The sequence below is a fragment of the Xanthomonas sp. DAR 35659 genome (genome assembly GCF_041242975.1).
In the GTDB taxonomy this organism is placed as follows: domain Bacteria; phylum Pseudomonadota; class Gammaproteobacteria; order Xanthomonadales; family Xanthomonadaceae; genus Xanthomonas_A; species Xanthomonas_A medicagonis.
Genome location: NZ_CP162488.1, coordinates 3451362 through 3474254 on the forward strand (window position 1 = coordinate 3451362; position 22893 = coordinate 3474254).

Consider the following 22893-nt stretch of genomic DNA (forward strand, 5'->3'; position numbering starts at 1 on the left):
TCGCACCGCGTGCATCTGCATACGTATTCATTGCGTGGGCTGCGGCCGCGCCGCGGCGCCTCGCTATAGTCGCCGCACCTGCAACGGCCGCCTTGGGAGGGGAGATGCCGCAGCTTCATGCCATGCCACTCGTGCGCTGGACGCATCGCCTGCCGCTGCTGCTCGCCGCCGCGCTGTTGTGCACCGCACCGCTGCTGCGCGCCGAACCGAAGACCGTGGCCAGTGTGGAATCGCCCGGCAAGGTGCTGCAGGTCGCGCTGCAGCTGGATGGCGGCAAGCCGAGCTACCGCGTGCAGCGCCTGGGCGACACCGTGATCGGCGAATCCCGGCTCGGCTTCCAGTTGCGCGACGGACGCCTGGACCGCGACCTGGACGTGCTGGCGCAGGCGACCCGCAGCGTGGACGAGACCTGGGAACAACCCTGGGGCGAGCGCCGCTTCGTGCGCAACCACTACAACGAACTGCGCGTGGATCTGGGCGAGCGCAGCGGCCAGCGCCGCCGCTTCGCCGTGGTGTTCCGGGTCTACGACGACGGCCTGGGCTTTCGCTACAGCTTCCCCCAGCAGCCAGGCCTGCGCGAGGCGATCATCGACGAGGAACTGACCGAGTTCGATATCGCGCCGGAGGCGACCGCCTGGTGGATCCCGGCCGGCGAGCCGATCCACTACGAATACCTGTACCGGCAGACGCCGTTGAACCAGGTCGCGCTGGCGCACACGCCGATCACCTTGCGCAGCCGCGACGGCCTGCACATCGCCCTGCACGAAGCCGCCCTGGTCGACTACGCCGGGATGTGGCTGCGCCGCGGCGACGGCCAGCGCCTGCATGCGCAGCTGTCGTCCTCGGCGCAAGGCTGGAAGGTCAAGCGCCGCCTGCCGTTCGAGACGCCGTGGCGCACCGTGCAGGTCGCCGACCATGCCGGCGGCTTGGTGGACTCGGACCTGATCCTCAACCTCAACGAACCCAACGCGCTCGGCGACGTGAGTTGGGTGCACCCGGCCAAGTACGTGGGCGTGTGGTGGTCGATGCACCTGAACCAGCAGACCTGGGCGACCGGCCCCAAGCACGGCGCGACCACCGCCAACACCCGCCGCTACATCGACTTCGCCGCCGCGCACGGCTTCCGCGGCGTGCTGGTGGAAGGCTGGAATCCCGGCTGGAACGGCGAGTGGTTCGGCCATGGCGACAGCTTCGACTTCACCCGGCCGACCCCGGATTTCGACATCGCGCAACTCTCCGCCTACGCGGCCGGGAAAGGCGTGCACCTGATCGGCCACCACGAAACCGGCTGCGCGGTGCAGCATTACGAGGACCAGCTCGACGCCGCCCTGGATCTGTACGCGCGGCTGGGCGTGGACACGTTCAAGACCGGCTACGTCTGCGACGACGGCCAGGTGGACCGGCGCAATCCGGCCGGCGGGCCGCTGTGGCGCGAATGGCACGATGGCCAGTTCATGGCCCAGCATCACCTCAAGGTGGTGCGCGAAGCGGCGGCGCGGCACCTGTCGGTCAACGCGCACGAGCCGATCAAGGACACCGGCCTGCGTCGCACCTATCCCAACTGGCTCTCGCGCGAAGGCGCGCGCGGCATGGAGTACAACGCCTGGGGCCAGCCGCCGAACCCGCCCGAGCACGAGGTCAACCTGGTGTTCACCCGCATGCTGGCCGGCCCGATGGACTACACGCCCGGCATCCTCAGCCTCGAGGGCCGCGACGGCCAGCCGATCCCCAGCACGCTGGCGCGGCAGCTGGCGCTGTACGTGACGATCTACAGCCCGATCCAGATGGCCGCGGACCTGCCCGAGCACTACCTGCAGCACCGCGACGCGTTCCGCTTCATCGAGGACGTGGCGGTGGACTGGGACGACAGCCGCGTACTCGACGGCGAGGTCGGCGACTACGTCACCATCGTGCGCAAGGACCGTCACAGCCGCGACTGGTACCTGGGCAGCATCACCGACGAACACGGCCGCGTGCTGCCGGTGGCCCTGTCGTTCCTGGAGCCGGGCGTGCGCTACCGCGCCGAGATCTACCGCGACGGGGATGCGGCGGACTACCGTAGCAACCCGTTCGCCTTCGTGCGCGAGCAGCGCGAGGTCACCAGCGCCGACCGGCTGCAGCTGAAGCTGGCGCCGGGCGGCGGCCAGGCGATCCGGTTCGTGCCGCTGGACGCCGCGGCGGACGCCCACGGCAGCACGCCGATGCGCCCCTGATGTTCAAAGCGCCAGTCGCCCGCCGGCGCTTACCGCCGCCGGCGCGTGCTCGCGTATCGGGCGACGCGCTGGCCGATGCCTGAAGTGGCCCAACTCGTTCATCGCTGCAAGGGCACATCGCCGTGCCGCGTCCGCGCCGCCCTGCCGGCGAAGCCGCCATACGTCTCTGGCCGCCTCCTCCAAGTCCGTCCTGCCCACATCCGCGCGCATGCGGCGGACACGGCGGGACGCCCGAGTGTTGACCATCGCCATGGGATGGCCCCGTCGCCGCCACGCCGACGATGCGCTGCATCCCAAGCGCCGACGAGTTCCCAGTGCACGCTGCGCACATCGCCGCCTGCGCCAGTACGCCCTTGGAATCGATTCCAATGCGATGAAAACCAGTGAATACGTATGCAGCCCGCGTTCGCGGCGGACCGCCGTGTCTACCATACGTCGCAGTCGCGTCACCTGGAAACGCTGCGCGATCTCTATATCCGGCCGACGCGCCGGACCGAAAATTTGCACGACAACATTGCCTGGGAGGGGAAAATGTTGAACCACAAGCGCAATGCGCTGACCCTGGCGCTGGCCATCGCCATGACGCCGATGCTGGCCGCCGCACAATCCGACACGCAGACCGGCGGCACCGCCGAGCCGGCGCAGAATCCAGTCACCGAACTGGACAAGGTCCAGGTGACCGGCATCCGTCGCGGCATCGAGAACGCGATCGCGATCAAGCAGGATTCCACGTCCATCGTCGAGGCGATCTCGGCCGAGGACATCGGCAAGCTGCCGGACGTGAGCATCGCCGAATCGCTGGGGCGCCTGCCCGGCCTGGCCGCGCAGCGCGTGGCCGGTCGTGCCCAGGTGATCAGCGTGCGCGGCCTGTCGCCCGACTTCGCCACCACCCTGCTCAACGGCCGCGAGGTGGTCAGCACCGGCGACAACCGCAGCGTCGAGTTCGACCAGTATCCGTCGGAACTGGTCAATGGCGTGACCGTGTACAAGACGCCCGACGCCGGCCTGGTCGGCCAGGGCCTGTCGGGCACCATCGACATGCAGACCGTGCGTCCTCTGAGCTTCCCTGATCGGGTGATCGCGGTGAGCGGCCGCCTGCAGAAGAGCTCGCTGGGCAAGGCCGCCGACGTCGATGCCTACGGCAACCGTTTCAGCGCCAGCTACATCGACCAGTTCCTCGACAAGACCCTGGGCATCTCGATCGGCTACGCCCACAGCGACATGCCGATCCAGGAAAACCAGGTCGGCCTGTACGAGCCGTGGACCACGCAGAACACGGACAGCGGCAGCCGTCCCGGCGTGGCCGCCGGCACCTATTTCTCCGACGGCATCAAGGCGCTGCGCCGTACCGGCAACAACAAGCGTGACGGCGTGATGGCGACCGTGCAGTTCCGCCCGTCCAGCACTTGGACCAGCACCTTCGACGCGTTCCACACCGAAGCCGAGCAGATCGACACTGCCAATCAGTTCGAGGTCAATCTCAGCAACTACAACGGCGGCTACACGCCCGGCCTGTTGATCACCAACCCGCAGGTCGACGCCAGCGGCAGCTTCACCGGCGGCACCGCCAGCGGCGTGTATCCGCTGGTGCGCGGCATGTACAACAAGCGCAAGGACAAGATCGACGCGTTCGGCTGGAACAACGAATTCAACCTCGGCAGCGTGCGCCTGGTCGCCGACCTGAACTACTCCAAGGCCACCCGCAAGGAGTTGAACCTGGAGAACAACCTGCAACTGGTGCCGATGCCGCAGCTGGATACCGTCGGCCTGGCGATCAAGCCCAACGACTTCTCGCAGATCACGCCCGGCCGCGACTATTCCGATCCGAACAACCTGTTCCTGACCAACACCATCTACGGCTCCGGCTACGGCAAGGTGCCGGAAGTCGAGGACCGCCTGAAGGGCGGCCGCCTGGCGGCGACGCTGCCGGCGCCGCAGGCGCTGACCTGGTTCTCGGACATCGACGTGGGCGTGAACTACGCCGACCGCCGCAAGCAGAAGGCCCAGGCCGAAGGCAACATCCTGCTCGGCGCGCAGGGCGACACCAGCATCGCCAGCGACCTGCAGTACGACCCGGTCAATCTGGGCTTCGCCGGCATCGGCACCATCCCGGCCTGGAATGTGCCGGCGGCGGTCTCGCGCTACATGACCTTCGATCCGGTCACCAACCTGGACTATCTGATCCCGAAATCGTGGACCGTGCAGGAGAAGATCACCACGGCCTGGGTCCGCGCCAACATCAACACTGACATCGGCGAGGTCGGCGTGCGCGGCAACATCGGCGTGCAGTTGCAGCGCGCCGATCAGAGCTCGCAGTCCAGCTACTTCGACCAATCCCGTCCCGCCGGCCAGAACGTGCTGCCGATCGATGCCGGCAAGACCTACAACGACTGGCTGCCGAGCCTCAACCTGGCCTTCCTGTTTCCTCACCAGCAGACCCTGCGCTTCGCCGCGGCCAAGCAAGTAGCGCGTCCGCGCGTGGACCAGATGCGCGCCGGCCTGGATTTCGGCGTCGACACCTCCACCGGCAAACCCGGCGGCAGCGGCGGCAACCCCCTGCTCGACCCGTGGCGTGCCAACGCGCTGGACCTGTCGTACGAGAAGTACTTCGGCGAGAAGGCGTACGTGGCCGCCGCGGTGTTCTACAAGGACCTGAAGAGCTACATCTATACGCAGTCGCGCGACGATTACGATTTCTCCGCCCTGCTCGCCAGCTATGTGCGCCCGCCCAGCATGACCGTGCCGGTGCAGACCACCGGCACCTTCTCCTCGCCGCAGAACGGCAAGGGCGGTACCCTGCGCGGCCTGGAGTTGACCGCGTCGCTGCCGCTGGACATGGTCACCGACAGCCTGCGCGGCTTCGGCATCCAGGCCAGCGCCACGTTCAACGACAGCGACATCAAGATCGTCGATCCGGACAGCGTCTCCAGCGTCGGCTCGGCGCCGATCGACCTGCCGGGCCTGTCCAAGCGCGTGTACAACTTCACCGCTTACTACGAGCGCAACGGCTTCGAGGCGCGCGTCAGCCAGCGTCGGCGCTCGGACTTCATCGGCGAGATCGGCAACTTCAACGGCAACCGCACCTTGCGTTACGTGGTCGGTGAGAACGTGACCGACGCGCAGCTCAGCTACACCTTCGCCGACGGCAGTACCCTGGCCGGACTGAGCCTGCTATTGCAGGCCAGCAACCTGACCAACTCGCCCTACCGCACCTACGCCGGCACCAAGGACCGCCCGCTGGAATACGTCGAATGGGGCCGCACCTACATGCTCGGGGTGAACTACAAATTCTAGTTCCCGCTCCGCATGCCGAAACGAGCCCGCCGACGCCCTGTCGGCGGGTTTTTTTATGGTTCGGATCGCCCGCGAGCAGCGTTGGGAACGCATTGGTGCGGCAACGGATGGACCGTACGCGCCAGACACGATCTGCGCAGTTTTTATGGAAGTCCGCACGCGACATTGGAATCGCATCCCTGCGGTAGCGGGTCTGGGCGCCGCAAGCGTCCGGCAGATCCGCACCAGCCATGACTCGGAAGCTTGCACGCGGTGCTGTGACAGCATCCGCGGCAAAGCAGGACTGGACCCCGCAGGCATCCGGCATGATCTGCGCCAAGTTCGCGGCGTTGATTACCCAGGCAGTGATCGCGGAATCGCTTTCACCAGCGCCTGGCAGTACTCGCCGCCGCGGGTTGCCGAACCCAAGCGGTCACTGCCAGGTCGCCGATCGATGACCCACGCGAACAAAAGCGTGAACTGGCTGCCTGCATGATGTGAATGTCGAAAGCGATGACGACCTGGCATGGCCGGCGCCTCCGGCGCGCTCGCGCAGATGTGCTGCGCAAGGATTAGCACCTGGAGCATGCGCCAGCAGGAGAAGCCCAAAAAACCTCGGCATCGCAGAGACTTCCATGCCGAACCTCCCGCCGGCGCGCAAACCAAGTCGCCTTTGGGCAGGACCATGCCGCCGCGCGCCCACGCGCACCCATCGGATAACTGCTCCGCATCGCACACGGCCACGCGCATCGGAGTGGCGGAGTGCTTACGGCCCCAATTTGGCACCGGGCCGGACACCAAAGGATCGACGAGCTACAGCGCCTTCGCTGCTGGCAGCCGGCAGCCGGCAGCCGGCAGCGAGTCAAACTGCGGCGATGACTCGACTACAGTGCGCCTCTGACAACTACTTTCGCCACAATCGAGTCAGATGCAGTTTGCCCTGTAGGAGCGGCTTTAGCCGCGACGAGGCGTTCCCTGTAAAGCCCGTCGCGGCTAAAGCCGCTCCTACAGAACACTTTCCGAGGCGACTAGGTGCCCTACACGCGCTCCAGGCACACCATCGCATAGCCGGGCAAACGCACGCCGCCGTCGACACTGCCCAACTCCACACCCGGAACCGCCACCGCGCGCCAGTCGCCGTCGGGCAACGCGGCCTCGGCGAGGTGCGCGGAAAGATTGAACGCCAACAGCAAGGTCTGCTGCGCCTGCCGGCGCACGAACATGAGCACCGGCTCCGCGGTCTCGACGAACGCGATGTCGCCTTCGCGCAGGGCCACGTGCCGCTTGCGCCACGCCTGGAACTGCTGGAACGCGCTCAACACCGACTGCGGATCGGCCAACTGCGCGGCCACCGACAGCGCGCGATGCGCTGGCGACACCGGCAACCATGGCTCGCCCTGGGTGAAGCCGGCATGCGCGCTGGCGTCCCACGGCATCGGCGTGCGGCAGCCGTCGCGGCCCTTGAAGCTTGGCCAGAAGGCGATGCCGTACGGATCCTGCAAGGCCTCGAACGGCACCTCGGCCTCGCCCAGGCCCAGTTCCTCGCCCTGGTAGATGCACACCGACCCGCGCAGCGAGCACAGCATCGCGGTCAGCAGGCGCGCGAACGCCGGCGTTTCCGCGCCCCTGCCCCAGCGCGTCACCGCACGCTGCACGTCGTGATTGGAGATCGCCCAGCACGGCCAGCCCTCGGTCATCGCCACCTCCAGGCGCGATACCGTCTCGCGGATGTAGGCCGCGCTGAAATCGTCGGTCAACAGCTCGAAGCTGTAGCCCATGTGCAGATGCCCCGCGCGTGTGTATTCGGCGGTGGTGGCGAGCGAATCCTCAGACGAGATCTCGCCCAGGCTCACCGTCCCAGGATAGCGATCGAGCAGGCCGCGCAGCTTCTGCAGGAACGGCAGATTCTCCGCCTGCGTGTTGTTGTAGTAGTGATACTGGAACGCGTACGGATTGTCAGGACTGAACCCCCGCCCGACACGCTTCTCCACCGGCTTGGGCGGATTGTCGCGCAGCAGCGGATCGTGGAAGCAGAAGTTGATCGCATCCAGCCGAAAGCCGTCCACCCCGCGCGCCAGCCAGAACTCGACGTTGTCCAGCGTCGCCTGCTGCACCTCGGGATGGTGGAAATTCAGATCCGGCTGCGACGCCAGGAAGTTGTGCAGATAGTACTGGCCGCGGCGCGGCTCCCACTGCCAGGCGACACCGCCGAAGATCGACATCCAGTTGTTCGGCGGCGTCCCATCCTCGCGCGCATCCGCCCACACATACCAATCGGCCTTGGGATTGTCGCGGCTTTCCCGGCTCTCCTTGAACCAGGCATGCTCCACCGAAGTGTGGCTGAGGACCTGATCGATCATCACCTTCAGGCCCAGCGCATGCGCCTTGGCCAGCAGCCGATCGAAGTCGTCCATCGTGCCGAACAGCGGATCGACTTCGCGGTAATCGGCGATGTCGTAGCCGAAATCGGCCATCGGCGATTTGAAGAACGGCGAGATCCAGATCGCATCCACGCCCAGCGCGGCGATGTAGTCCAGCTTCTGCACGATGCCCGGCAAATCGCCGACGCCATCGCCGTTCGCATCGAGAAAGCTGCGCGGGTAAACCTGATAGATGACGGCACCGCGCCACCATGGAGCCTGGGTCATGCAACGCCCCCCTCGGGCAGAAATCGCGTGCGCAAGGGGCGCACGCAAAGCTGCGTTAGGTTAACGTCGGTACGCGCATTGACCAGATGCTTGCATACGTATTCAGCAGTTTGCAGCCCCGACAGCAAGGCTGCCTTCCGCTTGGGCCATCGCGGCGCTGCCGCACCCACATGCATCGAAGAAGGCGCCCATCGAAGAGCCGCCTTCTTCCAACGCTGCGGTCACGCCGTCGTCGCGGTCCCGCGGCTGTCCGAAGACGACGACTTGCCGGACGCGGATTTACCGGAACCCTTGCGCTTGGCGTAGAACTCGCTCAACCACTGCTCCGGCCGCAGATCGTTCGGCGCGACGCCGTGCATCTTGGCCTTCTGCTGCAGCACCTCATGCATGATCTCGATATTGTCGGTGGACGCGGAGATCACGGCCAGCGCGTCGTCCATGCCGCGCAAGTTGAGCTGGCATACCGATGAGCCGTGACCTTGCTTGACCAGGAAGCAACGCGAGCGCTCGTCGAGATTGACCACCACCTGATACTCGGCTTCGGTCAGCTTGAGCCCCTCGATGTAATCCTCCTTGCTGGCGTTCGGATTCGGCAGCAAGATCATGGTCGCGGTCTGCTCGACCAGCGCCGCGGAGATGTCGCTGGCAAGCGCGTCCTCCGGGCTCTGCGTGGCGAAGATGCCCAGGCCGTTCTGCTTACGGATGGTCTTCTGCTTGTTCTTGGCGAACTCCTTGAGGCCGCCCTTGCCGTCCAGGATTTTCCAGAACTCGTCCATCACATAGATCAGCGGACGGCCATCGATCAAGGCCTCAAGCCGGTGCAGCAGATAGTTGATGACCGGCGCGCGCACTTCCGGATTGTCGATGATGTCGGTGTAATCGAAGCCGATGATGCTGGCCTTTTCCAGGTCGATGGTATCGACCGGGTTGTCGAACACCCAGCCATGCGAATTGCCCGCGGTCCACTTGCGCATGCGCGCATACAGACCGTCGTCGCCCATGTTCGGCAGGCTCTTGCGGAAATTGGTCATGCTGCGCAGATGCGGCGGCGTATCCAGCATGCCTTCCACGCCGCGGAAAATGTCTTCCTCGTCGCGCGAGGTGTATTCGATCTTGCCGGCCAGGAGCTTGATGAGCTCGGCCAGAAACTGCACGTTGGCCTCGTTGCGCTCGCACTGGAAAGGATTGAAGCCGGTGGGCATGCCATTTTCGAGCGCGAGATAATTGCCACCGCAGGCACGGACGAAGATCTCCGCACCGCGATCCTTGTCGAAAAAGAAGATGGTCGGAACGGGATCGAATTTCTGCACCTGGCTGAGCAGAAAATTGATCAGCGCCGTCTTACCGGTACCGGATTTACCGATGACCATGGTGTTGGCGATCGCCTTCTCGCCCAACGAATTCTCCGCCGGATGGGTGGCGTGGAAATTGAAGTAATACGGCTGGCCATTGGTGGTCTGCAGCGTGGTGACGCACTCGCCCCACGGGTTGTTGTCGCGCTTGCCCTGGGCGAAGTTGTGCAAGGGGGACAGGCCGAGAAAATTCAACGAACTGACATTGGCCAGGCGGGTGCGGTACTTCCAGTTGCCCGGGAGCTGCGCATAGAACGACGACGCGACGGCCAGATCCTCCTTGGTGGAGACGAAACCGGCGTTGGACAACTCCGCCCGTGTCGACGCGATCTGCTGCGATAGCTTTTCCTGGGTATCAGCGTAAACGGCGATGGTGAAGTGATACTCGCCCAGCACGAAGTTGCCCGAGGACAACTGATCCATCGCCAGGTCCAGTTCGTGGATCTGGCTGACGGCCTTGTCGCCCGACGAGATCATCATGCCCTTGGTCCGGTCCAGGACCTTCAGCGCGTCGTGACGCCCCATGGGAGTGAAGGAATGGGTCACCACGTACTCGAAATCGAGATACTTCAGGCCATTCAAGATGCCCGGATAGGTGCCATCGGTGTACTCCTTGATATTGAGGATCGCACCGAAATGATTGACGCCCTCGGGAGTCTTGATCACGTAATCGCCGGTCTTGCTGGCGAACATGTGCTTGCTGACCGGAAGATAGGCCGGAACCGGCGCCTGCAGCACCGGCACGGGCTCGTCGATGCGATTGATGAGGTAACCGAAGAACTCGAGCGCCTCGGAGAAGACGACGCCATTGCTGGCTTCGTACATGCTCAGCCGATAAGGCGAATAGTCCTTCAACACCGCTTCGACGTTGCCGGCCAGTTCCAGGATCTTGGCGATGGCCTGATCCTGCTCGGTCTGCAACTGGGAGACGTTGGACGACTTGTCCATCAGTCGCTTCCCCGAGACGACAGGGCGATAGATCATGGTCAGATACAACTCGTTCTGCATGATCTTCTGCGACGAAAGCGTTCCGTAATACCTGTCGGAAAGCTCCTGATTGAACGCCTGGCGGAACTTGCCGCTCGACTTGATCCGGCGGCGGCGGCGCACGTCATGGACCCAGAAGGCCACATTGGTGTAATCCGGAGCGCGCAGGGTCTGCAGCATCCGATTGAACGTGTTGTGGCGGTGCTCGATCTCCCACTCTTCGCGCCCGACGAACGGCAAGCCTCCCAGATGCCAGGTCAACATGAAGTCTCCCCCCGTCGTCTTGAGCACCGAAGGCGCCACATGCGTGGAGAGGGAAATGAACTCACTGATCGAGGTGTCTGGGATGAACATAGTGGGATGACGTTGAATCCATTTCCTGTTGCCAAGGCCCGGCTCGGACGAGTCGGGAACAGTCGAACAATACAAGCCTACGCGCTGGCTGAGCCAGTGCGCCGTGAAAACCAAACAACCCCATGCACGACACGCGTCGTGCATGGGGTCGAGGACATCCGCCAATCCCGGTCAGCGCTTGGCGCCGGGCACTTCCTTGCGGTACTCGTTGGGAGAAAACACCCACATACCCGAGTAGCGCTGCAGGTTGCGCACGCGCATCCTGACCATCCAGCGCAACCCCAGCATCCTGAAGATCATCTCGTCCCGCTTGGTCATCTGCTGCATGATGAAAACGATCACCGGGATCAGCAGCAGGAACCAAAAATTGAAATAGATACTCAACAGGAAGCCGCCGCCCGCCCCGACGAAAAATGGGATGTAGGGCACCCCAAAGAACATTGGTGGCCGCGTGCAGCCGCGGAAGAGCACGTTCTTATGCATATTGCATGGCGTGCTGAACGAAATTGATGCCCGCGGTGCAAGCGGTCTGGCCGGTATCGCCGATCAGCATCTTGGCGAGCTGGCCGGCGGCGCCAATCAACACGCCACCAAGCAAGACCGGGGTGACTTCGGAAACGCGCTTGTGCGCGAACGCGATCTGGTAGCCAGCGAAGACGACGGCGATGGTGACAACGACAACCGATGCCATGTTGAGAATGTTGTTGGTCTTACCCAGGAAGCCGCACACCTTGTCATTGGTTCCGGCATAGCCCCCGTCCCCGCCGGGGTTGGTGGCCATCGCCGCACCACAGGCCAGCACGGCCGCGGTGAAGAGAAGGGCTTGCAATGCGGCCTTGCCGACCACCTTGGCATTCCCGGCGACTTCATTTTTCTTGTGCATCATGGCGTATCTCCTGATTTGGAACAGAGGGATGATCAGATACCATTTACATGGCAGGACTGCTGCAACCGGCTAGAACACGAAAGCTCCGTCGCCAGGGGGAGGCGGCGGAAGGTTGGAGCCGGTAACTACCGCTCCGGCGACGGGTTGTGGCCCTGCCGCAGAAGCGCGCGAAGCTGGATCGGCTCCGCCACCAGCAGGCACGGCCACTCCTTTGCCCCCGCCTGTCGGTCGTATGAGATAGAGATCTGACCTGCCTGCCTGCGACGCGACGGCAGGACTACCGCCACCCGGTTGCGTTGCCGCAACTGCGTCGCCTTGATAAGACATGGAAGGCGCAGGCTGCGCGACTGGTCTGTTCGCGATGCGACTGTTCGACTCGATTCGCCGGGATACGACCGAATCGAGTTCGCGTACCAGCGCTGCTTTTGCCGTGTCCGCAACAGCCCTGCGCACACCGGGCGCAGCCAGGGGAATCGCACCGGCGGGAACCTCTACCTGCTGCGCCCGTCCCTGGTTGATGGACGCATAGATCTTCTGCACGTAACCGTGCTTGAAGCCGGTCTCGAAATTTCCGGAGTAGTAGCAACTAAAGGACTTTCCCCAATTGCCACCGGAACGGCTATAGCATTCCGCGAGAATCCTGGAGGCCGCCTGCAGGTTCGGGCAGGTGTTGAATGCCTTTTCGTACGAGTCGAGCCCGTACTTCACCAGGTTGTAGCGATTCACCTGGCCCAGACCGAGCGAGAAATTGTAGCCCTTCTGCTCCAGCATCCGCGCCGTGGCGACGGCTTCGGAAATGTTCTGCGGTTGCCGCACCAGGCGGCCGCCGACCACGCCGATTGCAAAAGGATTGTGCGAAGACTCAACGCGCACGACGTGCTGCATCACTTCAGCCGGAACCGCCATTTCAGGACAGCTCAGTAGTTCCATGCCTGGCAACATGCCGCAGTTCCTCCTAAGTGCATCGACCCTGCCGAGCTACCGCTTGGCGAGTCGCATATGGCGCAAAACAATCGTGTTCGAAGTGAAAAACAAAGTCAATCAACGACGGCGCAGGCGATCACCTTGGTGAACATATTCAGTGACCACCATGGAGCGTCCGCTCCGGATCGAAATCGATGCCGGTGATGTAGCGACGGCCGGCATGCGACTTGATGTGCACCACGATATCGATGGTCATCATCAACAAGCGTTTGATGACCGCGAATTCCAGGCCGGAGCCTTCCGCGGAAGCCTTCACCATCAGCGCCAACTGGTCCCAGGTCTGACCGATGCTGCCAGCGTGGCAACTGGTGATGGACCCGGGATGGCCCGAAGCGCAGTTTCGGATGAAATAGAAGGATTCATCGCCGCGCAACTCCGCCAGAATGATCCGGTCCGGCTTCATGCGCAGGCATGCCTCCATGCAGCTCTTGGCGGTCACGTTGCTCGTACTTTGTCCACCTTTCGAATAGAGCAAATGCACGGAATTGGGCTGGCTGATGAAAAGCTCGCGTGCATCCTCGATCGTGACCAGCCGTTCCTCGTTGGGAATATGATTCACCAACGACTTCATGAAGGTGGTCTTGCCGCTGCCCGTGGCGCCGGCGACCACGACGTTCTTCTTGAACAGCACGGCCTTCTTGAAGAACTCCGCGTAGTTGCGCTCGCGCCGCAACTCCAGCAACTCGCGATCCTGTTCGCTGACTCCCGCGACCTCCTCCAGGATTTCCTGGAAAAAGCCGTCCTCCTTGTACTGCTCCAGCGTCTTGGTGTGCTTGGACGGCAAGCGGATGGTGATCGACACCTTGCCTGCATCGCAGGCTGGCGGAATCACGAACTGCGCGCGCTGCCCGGTCGGGAAGGTCAGCGACACCACCGGATCGGTATCGGTGATGCGCTGCCCGGTATTGCTCTCATTGACCACGGCGGTGCAGAACTGGCGCGCCCGATCGAACGTCAACGACGGGATATCCATCTTCTGCCAGCCGCGCAGCGTCTCCAGGTACAACTCGCCCGGACGGTTGATGCAGATTTCCGTCACTTCCGGCGAATTCAGATAATCCAGGATGCCCAGCACGGAGTACTGGTAATCCAGGAAATCGCTGGAGATCTGCGCGGTGGGAGAGTCGTCGAGGGTCACGGTGCGGTCTCTACGTCATCAACGAGGCAACACAGCACTGAAATCGACGTCCTTGGCCACATAGACGTTGACCACGGTGCCTTGATTGATGGTCACGGTGGCCGGACGGCGACGCTCCAGAGCCTGGTCCGCGAGCCGCTGGACGGCCTGCGCGGTATTGCTCTCGAACGGCTGCTCGGTCACCAGGCCGGAATTGAGTCCGACGGTGGTGGTCTCCGGCCCATTCTTGGCCGCCGCCCACTTGAACGCGTCACTGAGCATGCTGATCATCAGCGCGGACGAGATCCGACTCGCCCAATGCGCGTTGTACTGGCCAGGATGGCCGGCGCTACCCAGGTTGTCGATGCCGGGACCCATCAGATTCACATCGATACCCGTCGGCGTGGTGATGCGATCCCAGATCACCTGCATCCGCGGCCCGGTCGGCTCCACGGCATTGTACTGACCAAGCACCTTCGAGCCCTTCGGCAGCAGCAGGCGCCTGCCGTTGATGGAGTAGACCGGCTCCGTGATGATGCAGGAGGTGAAACCCGGGAAATCGGTGATGATCCGCGTCTCCAGCACGCAGCGGATGTAGGTGCCGCGCACCAGCAGGCCGTCCGGGTTGGCGATCGGCTTCGCCGAGGTTTGCTGTTCTTCCTGCCCGGGACCAGCAGCTTGCTGCTGTCCCGGCAGCAGACCGGCAATACCGCCACCCTGCTGGCCGTCGGCCGAGGCAGGATCGTCCGTCGCGCCCCCCATCCGGCGCTCCAGCAGCGAAGGGCCACGCGGCTGCTGCTGCGCAGGCGGCGCCATAGCGATGTCGTTACCGGACGAGGGGGGCTGCATCGGCGGCAGGGTCGGCGGCTGCTCCAGTTGCACTGGTTCGGCCGTCTGGCTCGTCGGAGGGGCGACCGCGGTCTGCGGCAACGCCGGCGCGACGACTGCCTCCTGCTTCGGCTTCGGCGGCGGATCCTTGGAATCGTTGCCGCTGACCAGCCAGAAAATCGCCAGAATCAGCAACAGCGCAATACCCGCCAGGAACACCAGCGCCTTGCGGTTGAGCTTCTGCAGGTCATTGGAGCGCAGCACCGGTTCGCCGGCATCGAGATCCGGTTCGGCGGATTGGCGCTGGCGAGCGAAATAGGGATTTTCCTTGCCGGCGTCGCCCGCTTGCGGCGAACGCGGCTGACCCTGCTCGTAGCCGTTATTTTCGTCAGACGGAGGTATGTTCGAGTTCACTTTTGCTTATTCCTACGCAAGCCGACAACATTCTTGCCGTGGCGGACAACCAGGAAAGGATAGGTCCCATGCACGATCAGGGTATTGCCCTCGACCGTGGTGTTGACCAGAAAATCCTCGTCGTTTTCCTTCTCGCGACCGAACACGGCCGGGAAATTGCCCGTCGGAAAGCGGGTCAGGTCCATTTTAATGTAAGTGAATTTGCCATCATCGTAGACACTGCTCGGCACGATCCATGGCTGCTTCGAACGGGTCGAATAGTCATAGTCGAAATAGTAATGACGATCCTTGGACAGCCGGGTGTCGAGCTGGGACTCGTCCTTCACCTCCTCGCTGGCCGCCGCGAAGCTGGTGTCCTTGGGATAGGTAAAGGCCACCTTGTACTGCACGCCGGCCTGCTTGGCCTGCTCCAGCCGTTGCCAATCCGTGGCGACCACCTTCAATTCCAGAATATAGGAATGCGTCGCCGTGCGGATCATCATGTTGGTGTCGACGTCGACGTTCTTCGGCTTCAGATAGAAGACGTTCTCGCGCCGACTCAACTCCCAGCCACTGCTGAAGCCGGTGCTGTAGTCGAGGATCTTTTCGTTCGGGCTGAGTTCGACCTGCGTGGTGATGCCGAGGCCGGTCCGTACCTGATAGATCTTGTCAGGCTCGTACTCGTACTGCTGGACCACCTGCGCCGAGGCATGCGGCGCGAACAAGGCCAGTGCCAGCATCGCGGCACACGCCGAACCGGTTTTCGTCATGAAACTCATCGAACGTTCGCTCCATTGCCATTGTTCTGAGGTGCAGCGTTGGGCATCGGGGGCGCGGTCACGGGCTGCGCCCCCGGATAGACAGGCGCACTACCCGGTGCAGCCGCCGGCGCCTGCTGCATGGGCATTGCGCCGTTCGCTCCGGGCGCCACCGGCTGGCCCGGCACCTGCTGCACAGGCACCTGTCCAGGTAACGCTTGCTGCGCAGGCGCGGCGGCCGGTACCTGCTGCTGGGGCGTGCTAGGCGGCGGCGCGGGCATCGCCGCGTAGTCGTTGTCGACGCGGTAATCGGTGACCTGGAAGCCCAGGGGATTCTCCACGCGGAGATCCTCCTTCATCACGAGGTCGGCGTTGTAACGGAAGCCCAGGATCGCGAACTTGTTGTCCAACAGCGTGGTTTGCCCGGTCTTCTTGTCGTAGATACTGCGCTGGAAGCGGACATTGGCCCCGGTATAGGGCTTGCCGTTTCCGCCCAGCAGACTGATGCTGAGGATGTTGACGCGGATGGAGCGGGCCTTGCCATATACGAAGAAGGGCGCGGACGGGTTGTTCGGCGCGTGCAGTGCCCTGTATTCGTTGCCTACCGCCGTGTCCGACGGCGCCATGGAAAACACCGTGTTCCAGTCGTTGAGCCCCATCATTTCGTAATCGTAGGACTCGCGAGCGGTGATGAAGCGCGCCACATTGCTGCGCGCCAAGGCCTCGCTCGCAGTGATGCTGCGCACGGCACCGGGGTCTTTCAGCACGGAGACCGTCGACGTTCCGGTATAGGCATCGGCCATCACCAGATACGGCACCTTCTCCTTCAACGGCAGCATGTAGTAGTAACCGCCGCCCAGCAGCAAGCACAGGATGATGGCGCCGAACGCGACCCACCATGCCCGGCGTTCGCTGCGCCGGGCGAGATCAGCAATGCTGATTTCGTAGTTGACAGCCTTTGCGACCGCTTTGTTGACGCTTTCGCTCTCAACTGGTTTTTTACCGAACATCAGACGTCACCAAGTTACGTAATGTGGCTGCGGAGGCACGCGAGCGGCCGCCGGCAGTGAACTCACTTCGCGCCGCCCTCGGCGGCCGGCGCCGCGGCCCCGCTCAGCGACGACGACGGCTGCACCAGGATGCGGTTGCCCGCGGCGGACACGGTGACCCCTTCATTCGCGTAGACCAGACTGAGTTCGGCCACGGCCTGCTGGATGCTCGTGGTGTTGATCTTGGCCACCGGCGCATACAGCGTGTAGTCGGACTGGATGCTGTAGGCCAGCTCCATGTTCGAGTCCTTGGCCCAGCGTTCCAGCATCGTCTTCAGGGTACCGTCCATCGGAATGGCCTGGTACACGTACGAGGAGTACAGCGGGATCTCCATCGTCGATTCGGAGAAGCGATTGACCGGCTTCCACCTTCCGCGGAAATCAGGCGCCGGCGAACTCGCACAGGCGCTCAACAGCGCAACGGTGCTCAGAGTGGCGATCAGCCGAAACATATGCGTTCTTTTCACGCGAGCCTCTAAATTGCGGAAACAGGTATAGAAGGGCTCCCGGCACAGGGCCGGCAGCCTGAGAATTTCGGGTTTGACCGCGGGGACGGCGCAATGCGACCCATCGCGGGCGGACGCGCTTGCTCCCTTGGCGCGCCCATCTGCGGCGCAATCATGCGTCCTGCGAGACGGCAGGCGCCCAGGGCGAGGCTTTCAGTGCTGACACATACAGAATCTTTCACAAAACTTTCCATGTCGCCCTTGCGTGCGTCGTGGACGCTACGCCCCCTGTTCCTAGTGCCAAGTGCCCCATACCAGCATCGCGAGAATGTGCCGCGTCGCCATGCCGGCGTCAAGCGTTTGGAAAAAAAACGTTCAATTCGGCCGAATTGCCAATAATTTTGCAATGACCATCACACTAACCTAGATGGAAAGCGTTGGCACATCGACCTTCGGCAGCAACCTCGATGTGAAGTGGCGGTCCTTGTAGTACTTGATCTTGTCGCACTTCACCGGATGCGGGATGCCCTCGTACAGGAACACCTCGTGATCGTTCCCCATTGCCTTCAGTTCCTGCGGCAGCATCAGCGCCCTCCTCTCCTCCGACACGCTGCGGGTCACGTCCTTGCCGCGCGTGATGTTCTTCTTGCGGAAGGTGGTGTAGCCGAGCATCTCCGAGTAGTCGTTGGCGTCCTGCTGCTCGCGCGGAGCGTAGAGGATCTGCAGTGCATGATTCGTGATGATCGTGCGCGAGATGTCCTTGCCGTAGGTCGCGTCCAGCTGCGCCATGCTCTGGATGATCGGCAGAAGGCGGACATTGTAGCCAGCCATGTATGACACCGCCGAGGCGATGATGTCGACCTTGCCGATCGCGGTGAACTCATCCATCAGCAGCAGGCATTGATATTTCAGCGCTGGATTGCTCTTGGGCAGTTCCTTGGTGTTGAGGTTGATGATCTGGCTGAAGAACAGGTTGATGATCAGGCGACTCTCGGCCAGCTTGTTGGGCTGGATGCCGATGTAGATGGTCATCTTCTTCTTGCGCAGGTCGGTCAGCAGGAAGTCGTTGTCGCTGGTGGCGGCGTCGAGCACCGGGTTGATCCAGGCATTGAGCGGCTCCTTCAACGTTCCCAGGATCGAGGCGAAGGTCTCGTCGGCCTGCGACAGCATGTTGGAGAACGCCGACTTGGCATTGCTGCTGAGGAAACGCCGCTCCGACAGCGATTTCAGGTACTTCTTCAGATCGCTGCCGTCGCCCGAGGACAAGCGGTAGATGGCGCCCAGCGTCGGGGTGCCCAGGCCGCCGGGGAAGCCGATATTGCGTTCGTCGTCCCAGTTCTCGAACAGGTACAGCGCGAACGCCATGAACGCGTTGCGCGCCTGGCTGACCCAGAATTTCTGGTCGTCCGAGCCGTCCGGGTACAGCATCGCGGCGATGCTCATCAGGTCCGAGACGCGGAATGCCGGATCGTCGGACACGTAGCTGAGCGGATTCCAGCGATGCGTGCGCCGGTCTTCCGCGAAGGGATTGAACAGGAAGACCTCCTGCCCCTGGCTGGCGCGCCAGCCGCTGGTAAGGTCGAAGTTCTCCTGCTTGATGTCCAGGACCACGACCGATTCCTGGTACTCGAGCAGGTTCGGGATCACCACGCCGACACCCTTGCCCGAGCGGGTCGGGGCGGCCAGGATGACGAACTGCTGCCCGCTCAGGCGCACCAGCTTGCCGCGGAACTTGCCCACCACGATGCCGTTGCCGCTCTGCTTGAACAGGCCGTGCTTGGCGAGGTCGGAGGCGCCGGCGAAGCGGGCGTCGCCGTGCAAGGTCTGCTTGCGCGGCTTGAACATCAGGAACAGGGTCAGCAGCGCCAGCAGCCCGGGCAGGCCGAAGCCGAGATAGCCCGCCCACTTGATCTTGCCCACGAACGGCGCGACCTGCGGCATGCCGATCGCATGCACGTACTCGTAATAGGTCCTCAGCCCGAACAGCCGGGTATCCAGATTGAGCAACAACAGCACCAAGTAGCCGGAGAGCAAATAGCCGGCAACGCCGGTGAGCACGACGACTCCCGCCGCCGCCATCAGCTTACGATTCGACAAGCCCCTATCCTCCCTGATGCACCTTGGCGCCTATTCTAGCGTCGGCGCTGGCCGCCCGGCTTGCTCTGCGACGCCTTTTTTTCGACGCCGACGCCGCCGTCCTGTTCGACCAGATTGTCCAACCAGATCCGCGCCTCGTCCCAGGACATGTCGCGCGGGTCCAGGCGCGCGCCGCCGTCGGTGGTGATGGTGTAGCCCACGACGTTGGCCGGGTTGTAGTCCGGTTCGTGCGTCAACGCCACGAGGTGGTAGCGTCCCTTGACTTGAATCGTATGATGGTACTCCACCATGCGCATGGCCTCCTCGCCTGATCGTGGCCTGGATGCTAAAGCAAGCGGGCCGCCAGGGCCACCGACCGCCGGCCGGGACGCGCACCGAACCGCGGGCAACAAAAAAGCCGGCGGGCGCCGGCTTCGTCGTGTTCCACGCATGCATCGCTGGCATGTCGTGGTGGGCGGTACAGGGTTCGAACCTGTGACCCCTACCATGTCAAGGTAGTGCTCTACCGCTGAGCTAACCGCCCATCGCTGCTGCGGCCATACCGCTGCAGGGGCGCGAATCTTAGCCCACCTTGCGGCCAAGAACAATAGGCGCCGCGGCAGCGGACAGCCGCCCACGACCCGCCTAGCCGACCAGGCTGGCCTCGCGCAGTTTCTTGATCTGGTCGCGTACCCGCGCCGCATCCTCGAATTCCAGATCGCGCGCGTGCTGGTACATCTTCTGCTCCAGCGCCTTGAGCCGGGACGCGATCTCGGCCGGCTCCAGCATGCGGTAGTCGGCCGGCTCCTCCGCCACCCGGCGCCCCTTGCCCTTGCCCGCCTTGGTGTCGGTGGCGGCGTCGCCGCGCGCGCCCTCCAGGATGTCCACGATCGGCCGCGCCACCGACTTGGGCGTGATGCCGTGCTCGAGGTTGTACTCCACCTGTTTTTCGCGACGCCGTCCGGTCTCGTCGATCGCCGCCTGCATCGAACGGGTCATCCTGTCCGCATACAGGATCGCCTTGCCGCGCAGATTGCGCGCGGCACGGCCGATGGTCTGGATCAGCGAGCCGGTGGAGCGCAGGAAGCCCTCCTTGTCCGCATCCAGGATCGCCACCAGCGACACCTCGGGCATGTCCAGGCCCTCGCGCAGCAGGTTGATGCCGACCAACACGTCGAACTTGCCCAGGCGCAGGTCGCGGATGATCTCCACGCGCTCGACCGTGTCGATGTCCGAGTGCAGGTAGCGCACCTTGATCCCGTGCTCGCCCAGGTACTCGGTGAGGTTCTCGGCCATGCGCTTGGTCAGCGTGGTGACCAGCACACGATCGCCCGCCGCCACGCGCAGATTGATTTCCGACAGCAGGTCTTCGACCTGGGTCGCGACCGGACGGATCTCCACTTCCGGATCGATCAGCCCGGTCGGGCGCACCACCAGCTCGGTGATCTCTCCGGCCGATTCGCGCAACTCGTAGGGACCGGGCGTGGCCGACACGTAGATGCTGCGCGGCGAGCGCGCCTCCCACTCCTCGAAGCGCAACGGCCGGTTATCCAATGCCGATGGCAGGCGGAAGCCGAATTCCACCAGCGTCTCCTTGCGCGAACGGTCGCCCTTGTACATCGCGCCGATCTGCGGAACGGTGACGTGCGATTCGTCGACCACCAGCAGCGCATCGGCCGGCAGGTAATCGAACAGGGTCGGCGGCGGCTCGCCGGCGGCCTTGCCGGTGAGGTGCCGCGAGTAGTTCTCGATGCCGTTGCAGTAGCCGACCTCGGCCATCATCTCCAGGTCGAACTGGGTACGCTGCGCCAGCCGCTGCGCCTCGACCAGCTTGTTCTGCGCGTACAGCTGCTCCAGGCGCTCCTTCAGCTCGAGCTTGATCGTGTCCACGGCGCTGAGCGTGCGCTCGCGCGTCGTGGCGTAATGGGTCTTCGGGTAGACCGTGTAGCGCTGCAGCTTGCGCAGGGTCTCGCCGGTCAGCGGATCGAACAGGGTCAACTGTTCGACGTCGCCGTCGAACAGCTCGATGCGCAGCGCTTCGCTGTCCGATTCGGCCGGGAACACGTCGATGACCTCGCCGCGCACGCGGAACGCGCCGCGATGCAGTTCGTACTCGTTGCGCGTGTACTGCAGCTCGGTCAGGTGCTTGATCAACTGGCGCTGGTCGATGTGCTCGCCGATCGACAGGATCAGGCGCAGCGACAGATAGTCTTCCGGCGCGCCCAGGCCGTAGATCGCCGAGACCGTCGCCACCACCAGCGCATCGCGGCGCGACAGCAGGGTCTTGGTCGCCGCCAGGCGCATCTGCTCGATGTGCTCGTTGATCGAGCTGTCCTTCTCGATGAAGGTGTCCGACGAGGGCACATAGGCTTCCGGCTGGTAGTAGTCGTAGTAGCTGACGAAGTACTCGACCGCGTTGTTCGGGAAGAACGCCTTGAACTCGCCATACAGCTGCGCCGCCAGGGTCTTGTTCGGCGCCATCACCAGCGTCGGCTTCTGGATCGCCTGGACCACGTTGGCGATGGTGTAGGTCTTGCCCGAGCCGGTCACGCCCAGCAGGGTCTGCTTGGCCAGGCCGGCCTCGAACCCGGCCACCAGCTTCTCGATCGCCTGTGGCTGGTCGCCGGCCGGCGAGTATGGCGAGACGAGTTGGAAACGATCGGACATTGGCAGCCTCGGGTGGATGTGAGTGCAACGCTCCCGGCCGACCCCCTGCCGGGAAGATTCCTTACATGGGAACGGTGAACCCTCCCATTCAAGCCCCTGCGCCGCAGAGCCAGACTGCCAGCCATCCCGTCGCAGGATGGTCGCCATGCAGCAATCCGCAAACCGAGGCTACACAGTGCTGGAGCTCGTCGTCGTGATGGCACTGATCTGCATCCTGGCCGCGGTCGGCCTGCCGACCTTGCAGACGCTGCTGGAACGGCAACGCCTGGCCACCACGGTCCACCGGCTCAGCACGCAGTTGGCGCTTGCGCGCAACAGCGCGATTTCATCGCGCGTACCGGTGAGCGCCTGTCCATCGCTGGGCGATGGCGGCTGCCGCGCCGACAGCGACTGGAGCCAGGGCTGGATCGTCTATCGCGACCCGGACCAGCAGGGGCAACCTCCGGATCCGGGCAGCATCCTGGCCCAGGAACGCATGCCCGCCACCGGCTCCATGACCCTGCTTTCCAGCCGCGGCAGGCGCGCCGTTCGATTTCTCGCAGATGGGCGCAGCGCCGGCAGCAACCTCACCATCCGCATCTGCGGCCGCGACCGCCGCCTGTTTGCGGAGGTCGTGGTGAACAACGTGGGCCGCGTGCGCTCCGCGCGAGCCGCGACGGGGCAACGCTGCAGCGCACCGGGATAAAACGCCAAAAGCCGCGATCGCTCGCGGCTTTTGCAGGATTTGGCGCCCGAAGTTGGACTCGAACCAACGACCCCCTGATTAACAGTCAAGTGCTCTAACCGGCTGAGCTATTCGGGCGGGGGTCGCATTGTAGTAGGAACTTCAGGAGTAGTGCAAGCACCCGATGCACCCACGCCG

Annotated in this window: 16 protein-coding genes and 2 tRNA genes; 3 read left to right on the plus strand and 15 right to left on the minus strand. The window is 63.7% G+C overall.

All coding sequences use genetic code 11. From position 1 onward, the window contains the following. Positions 1-104: 104 nt before the first annotated feature. Both AB3X07_RS14365 and AB3X07_RS14370 read left to right on the plus strand, forming a co-directional pair. Positions 105-2213 (plus strand): glycoside hydrolase family 97 protein, encoded by a 2109-nt coding sequence (locus AB3X07_RS14365; RefSeq protein ID WP_369939272.1) that lies wholly within the window; start codon positions 105-107, stop codon positions 2211-2213. A 531-nt stretch (positions 2214-2744) separates the two neighbouring features. Then, the gene (locus AB3X07_RS14370) at positions 2745-5507 is read left to right on the plus strand and encodes a TonB-dependent receptor (protein WP_369939273.1); all 2763 of its coding nucleotides are present in this window, start codon (positions 2745-2747) and stop codon (positions 5505-5507) included. Between the two features lie 1016 nt (positions 5508-6523). Here AB3X07_RS14370 and AB3X07_RS14375 read toward each other — a convergent pair. The 14 genes from AB3X07_RS14375 to uvrB form a co-directional block, all read right to left on the minus strand. Beyond that, positions 6524-8134: an alpha-glucosidase gene (locus AB3X07_RS14375; RefSeq protein ID WP_369939274.1), complete on the minus strand. Its 1611-nt coding sequence runs from the start codon at positions 8132-8134 to the stop codon at positions 6524-6526. A gap of 221 nt (positions 8135-8355) precedes the next feature. Then, complete coding sequence (locus AB3X07_RS14380; protein WP_369939275.1) at positions 8356-10827, minus strand: VirB4 family type IV secretion/conjugal transfer ATPase; 2472 nt, start codon at positions 10825-10827, stop codon at positions 8356-8358. A gap of 171 nt (positions 10828-10998) precedes the next feature. Further along, a complete protein-coding gene (locus tag AB3X07_RS14385; RefSeq protein ID WP_369939276.1) occupies positions 10999-11310 on the minus strand; it encodes a type IV secretion system protein VirB3 in 312 nt (103 codons plus the stop codon). Then, a complete protein-coding gene (locus tag AB3X07_RS14390; RefSeq protein WP_369944774.1) occupies positions 11303-11710 on the minus strand; it encodes a TrbC/VirB2 family protein in 408 nt (135 codons plus the stop codon). Before AB3X07_RS14390 ends, AB3X07_RS14385 begins: the two co-directional genes overlap by 8 nt. Positions 11711-11782: 72 nt before the next feature. Beyond that, positions 11783-12655: a lytic transglycosylase domain-containing protein gene (locus AB3X07_RS14395; RefSeq protein ID WP_369939278.1), complete on the minus strand. Its 873-nt coding sequence runs from the start codon at positions 12653-12655 to the stop codon at positions 11783-11785. 136 nt (positions 12656-12791) lie between these two features. Continuing rightward, a complete protein-coding gene (virB11, locus tag AB3X07_RS14400; protein WP_369939279.1) occupies positions 12792-13835 on the minus strand; it encodes a P-type DNA transfer ATPase VirB11 in 1044 nt (347 codons plus the stop codon). Between the two features lie 18 nt (positions 13836-13853). Further along, positions 13854-15056: a TrbI/VirB10 family protein gene (locus AB3X07_RS14405; protein WP_369939280.1), complete on the minus strand. Its 1203-nt coding sequence runs from the start codon at positions 15054-15056 to the stop codon at positions 13854-13856. Further along, positions 15053-15814 (minus strand): TrbG/VirB9 family P-type conjugative transfer protein, encoded by a 762-nt coding sequence (locus AB3X07_RS14410; protein ID WP_369939281.1) that lies wholly within the window; start codon positions 15812-15814, stop codon positions 15053-15055. Before AB3X07_RS14410 ends, AB3X07_RS14405 begins: the two co-directional genes overlap by 4 nt. Beyond that, the gene (locus tag AB3X07_RS14415) at positions 15811-16803 is read right to left on the minus strand and encodes a virB8 family protein (RefSeq protein ID WP_369939283.1); all 993 of its coding nucleotides are present in this window, start codon (positions 16801-16803) and stop codon (positions 15811-15813) included. Before AB3X07_RS14415 ends, AB3X07_RS14410 begins: the two co-directional genes overlap by 4 nt. A 62-nt stretch (positions 16804-16865) precedes the next feature. Continuing rightward, positions 16866-17294: a hypothetical protein gene (locus tag AB3X07_RS14420; protein ID WP_369939284.1), complete on the minus strand. Its 429-nt coding sequence runs from the start codon at positions 17292-17294 to the stop codon at positions 16866-16868. A 417-nt stretch (positions 17295-17711) separates the two neighbouring features. Next, the gene (locus AB3X07_RS14425; protein ID WP_369944775.1) at positions 17712-19367 is read right to left on the minus strand and encodes a type IV secretory system conjugative DNA transfer family protein; all 1656 of its coding nucleotides are present in this window, start codon (positions 19365-19367) and stop codon (positions 17712-17714) included. A 53-nt stretch (positions 19368-19420) separates the two neighbouring features. Continuing rightward, positions 19421-19675 (minus strand): hypothetical protein, encoded by a 255-nt coding sequence (locus AB3X07_RS14430; protein WP_369939285.1) that lies wholly within the window; start codon positions 19673-19675, stop codon positions 19421-19423. Positions 19676-19833: 158 nt separating this feature from the next. After that, a tRNA-Val gene (locus tag AB3X07_RS14435) sits at positions 19834-19908 on the minus strand. Between the two features lie 101 nt (positions 19909-20009). Then, positions 20010-22031 (minus strand): excinuclease ABC subunit UvrB, encoded by a 2022-nt coding sequence (uvrB, locus tag AB3X07_RS14440; protein WP_369939286.1) that lies wholly within the window; start codon positions 22029-22031, stop codon positions 20010-20012. 145 nt (positions 22032-22176) lie between these two features. On the opposite strand from uvrB, the gene AB3X07_RS14445 reads away from it, so the two are divergent. Continuing rightward, on the plus strand, positions 22177-22716 hold the full coding sequence (locus AB3X07_RS14445) for a GspH/FimT family pseudopilin (RefSeq protein WP_369939287.1): 540 nt from the start codon (positions 22177-22179) through the stop codon (positions 22714-22716). Between the two features lie 40 nt (positions 22717-22756). Here the strand turns inward: AB3X07_RS14445 and AB3X07_RS14450 are convergent. Further along, positions 22757-22833 (minus strand) — tRNA-Asn (locus tag AB3X07_RS14450). Positions 22834-22893 lie beyond the last annotated feature (60 nt).

Excerpts from the sequence above, each read along its gene's own strand:
- AB3X07_RS14365 (WP_369939272.1), top strand. The coding sequence starts at position 105 with ATGCCGCAGCTTCATGCCATGCCACTCGTGCGCTGGACGCATCGCCTG.
- AB3X07_RS14395 (WP_369939278.1), bottom strand. The coding sequence starts at position 12,655 with ATGTTGCCAGGCATGGAACTACTGAGCTGTCCTGAAATGGCGGTTCCG.
- AB3X07_RS14380 (WP_369939275.1), bottom strand. The coding sequence starts at position 10,827 with ATGTTCATCCCAGACACCTCGATCAGTGAGTTCATTTCCCTCTCCACG.
- AB3X07_RS14385 (WP_369939276.1), bottom strand. The coding sequence starts at position 11,310 with ATGCATAAGAACGTGCTCTTCCGCGGCTGCACGCGGCCACCAATGTTC.
- AB3X07_RS14420 (WP_369939284.1), bottom strand. The coding sequence starts at position 17,294 with ATGTTTCGGCTGATCGCCACTCTGAGCACCGTTGCGCTGTTGAGCGCC.
- uvrB (WP_369939286.1), bottom strand. The coding sequence starts at position 22,031 with ATGTCCGATCGTTTCCAACTCGTCTCGCCATACTCGCCGGCCGGCGAC.
- AB3X07_RS14445 (WP_369939287.1), top strand. The coding sequence starts at position 22,177 with ATGCAGCAATCCGCAAACCGAGGCTACACAGTGCTGGAGCTCGTCGTC.
- AB3X07_RS14390 (WP_369944774.1), bottom strand. The coding sequence starts at position 11,710 with ATGCACAAGAAAAATGAAGTCGCCGGGAATGCCAAGGTGGTCGGCAAG.
- AB3X07_RS14375 (WP_369939274.1), bottom strand. The coding sequence starts at position 8,134 with ATGACCCAGGCTCCATGGTGGCGCGGTGCCGTCATCTATCAGGTTTAC.
- AB3X07_RS14415 (WP_369939283.1), bottom strand. The coding sequence starts at position 16,803 with ATGTTCGGTAAAAAACCAGTTGAGAGCGAAAGCGTCAACAAAGCGGTC.
- AB3X07_RS14430 (WP_369939285.1), bottom strand. The coding sequence starts at position 19,675 with ATGGTGGAGTACCATCATACGATTCAAGTCAAGGGACGCTACCACCTC.
- AB3X07_RS14370 (WP_369939273.1), top strand. The coding sequence starts at position 2,745 with ATGTTGAACCACAAGCGCAATGCGCTGACCCTGGCGCTGGCCATCGCC.
- AB3X07_RS14425 (WP_369944775.1), bottom strand. The coding sequence starts at position 19,367 with ATGGCGGCGGCGGGAGTCGTCGTGCTCACCGGCGTTGCCGGCTATTTG.
- AB3X07_RS14410 (WP_369939281.1), bottom strand. The coding sequence starts at position 15,814 with ATGAGTTTCATGACGAAAACCGGTTCGGCGTGTGCCGCGATGCTGGCA.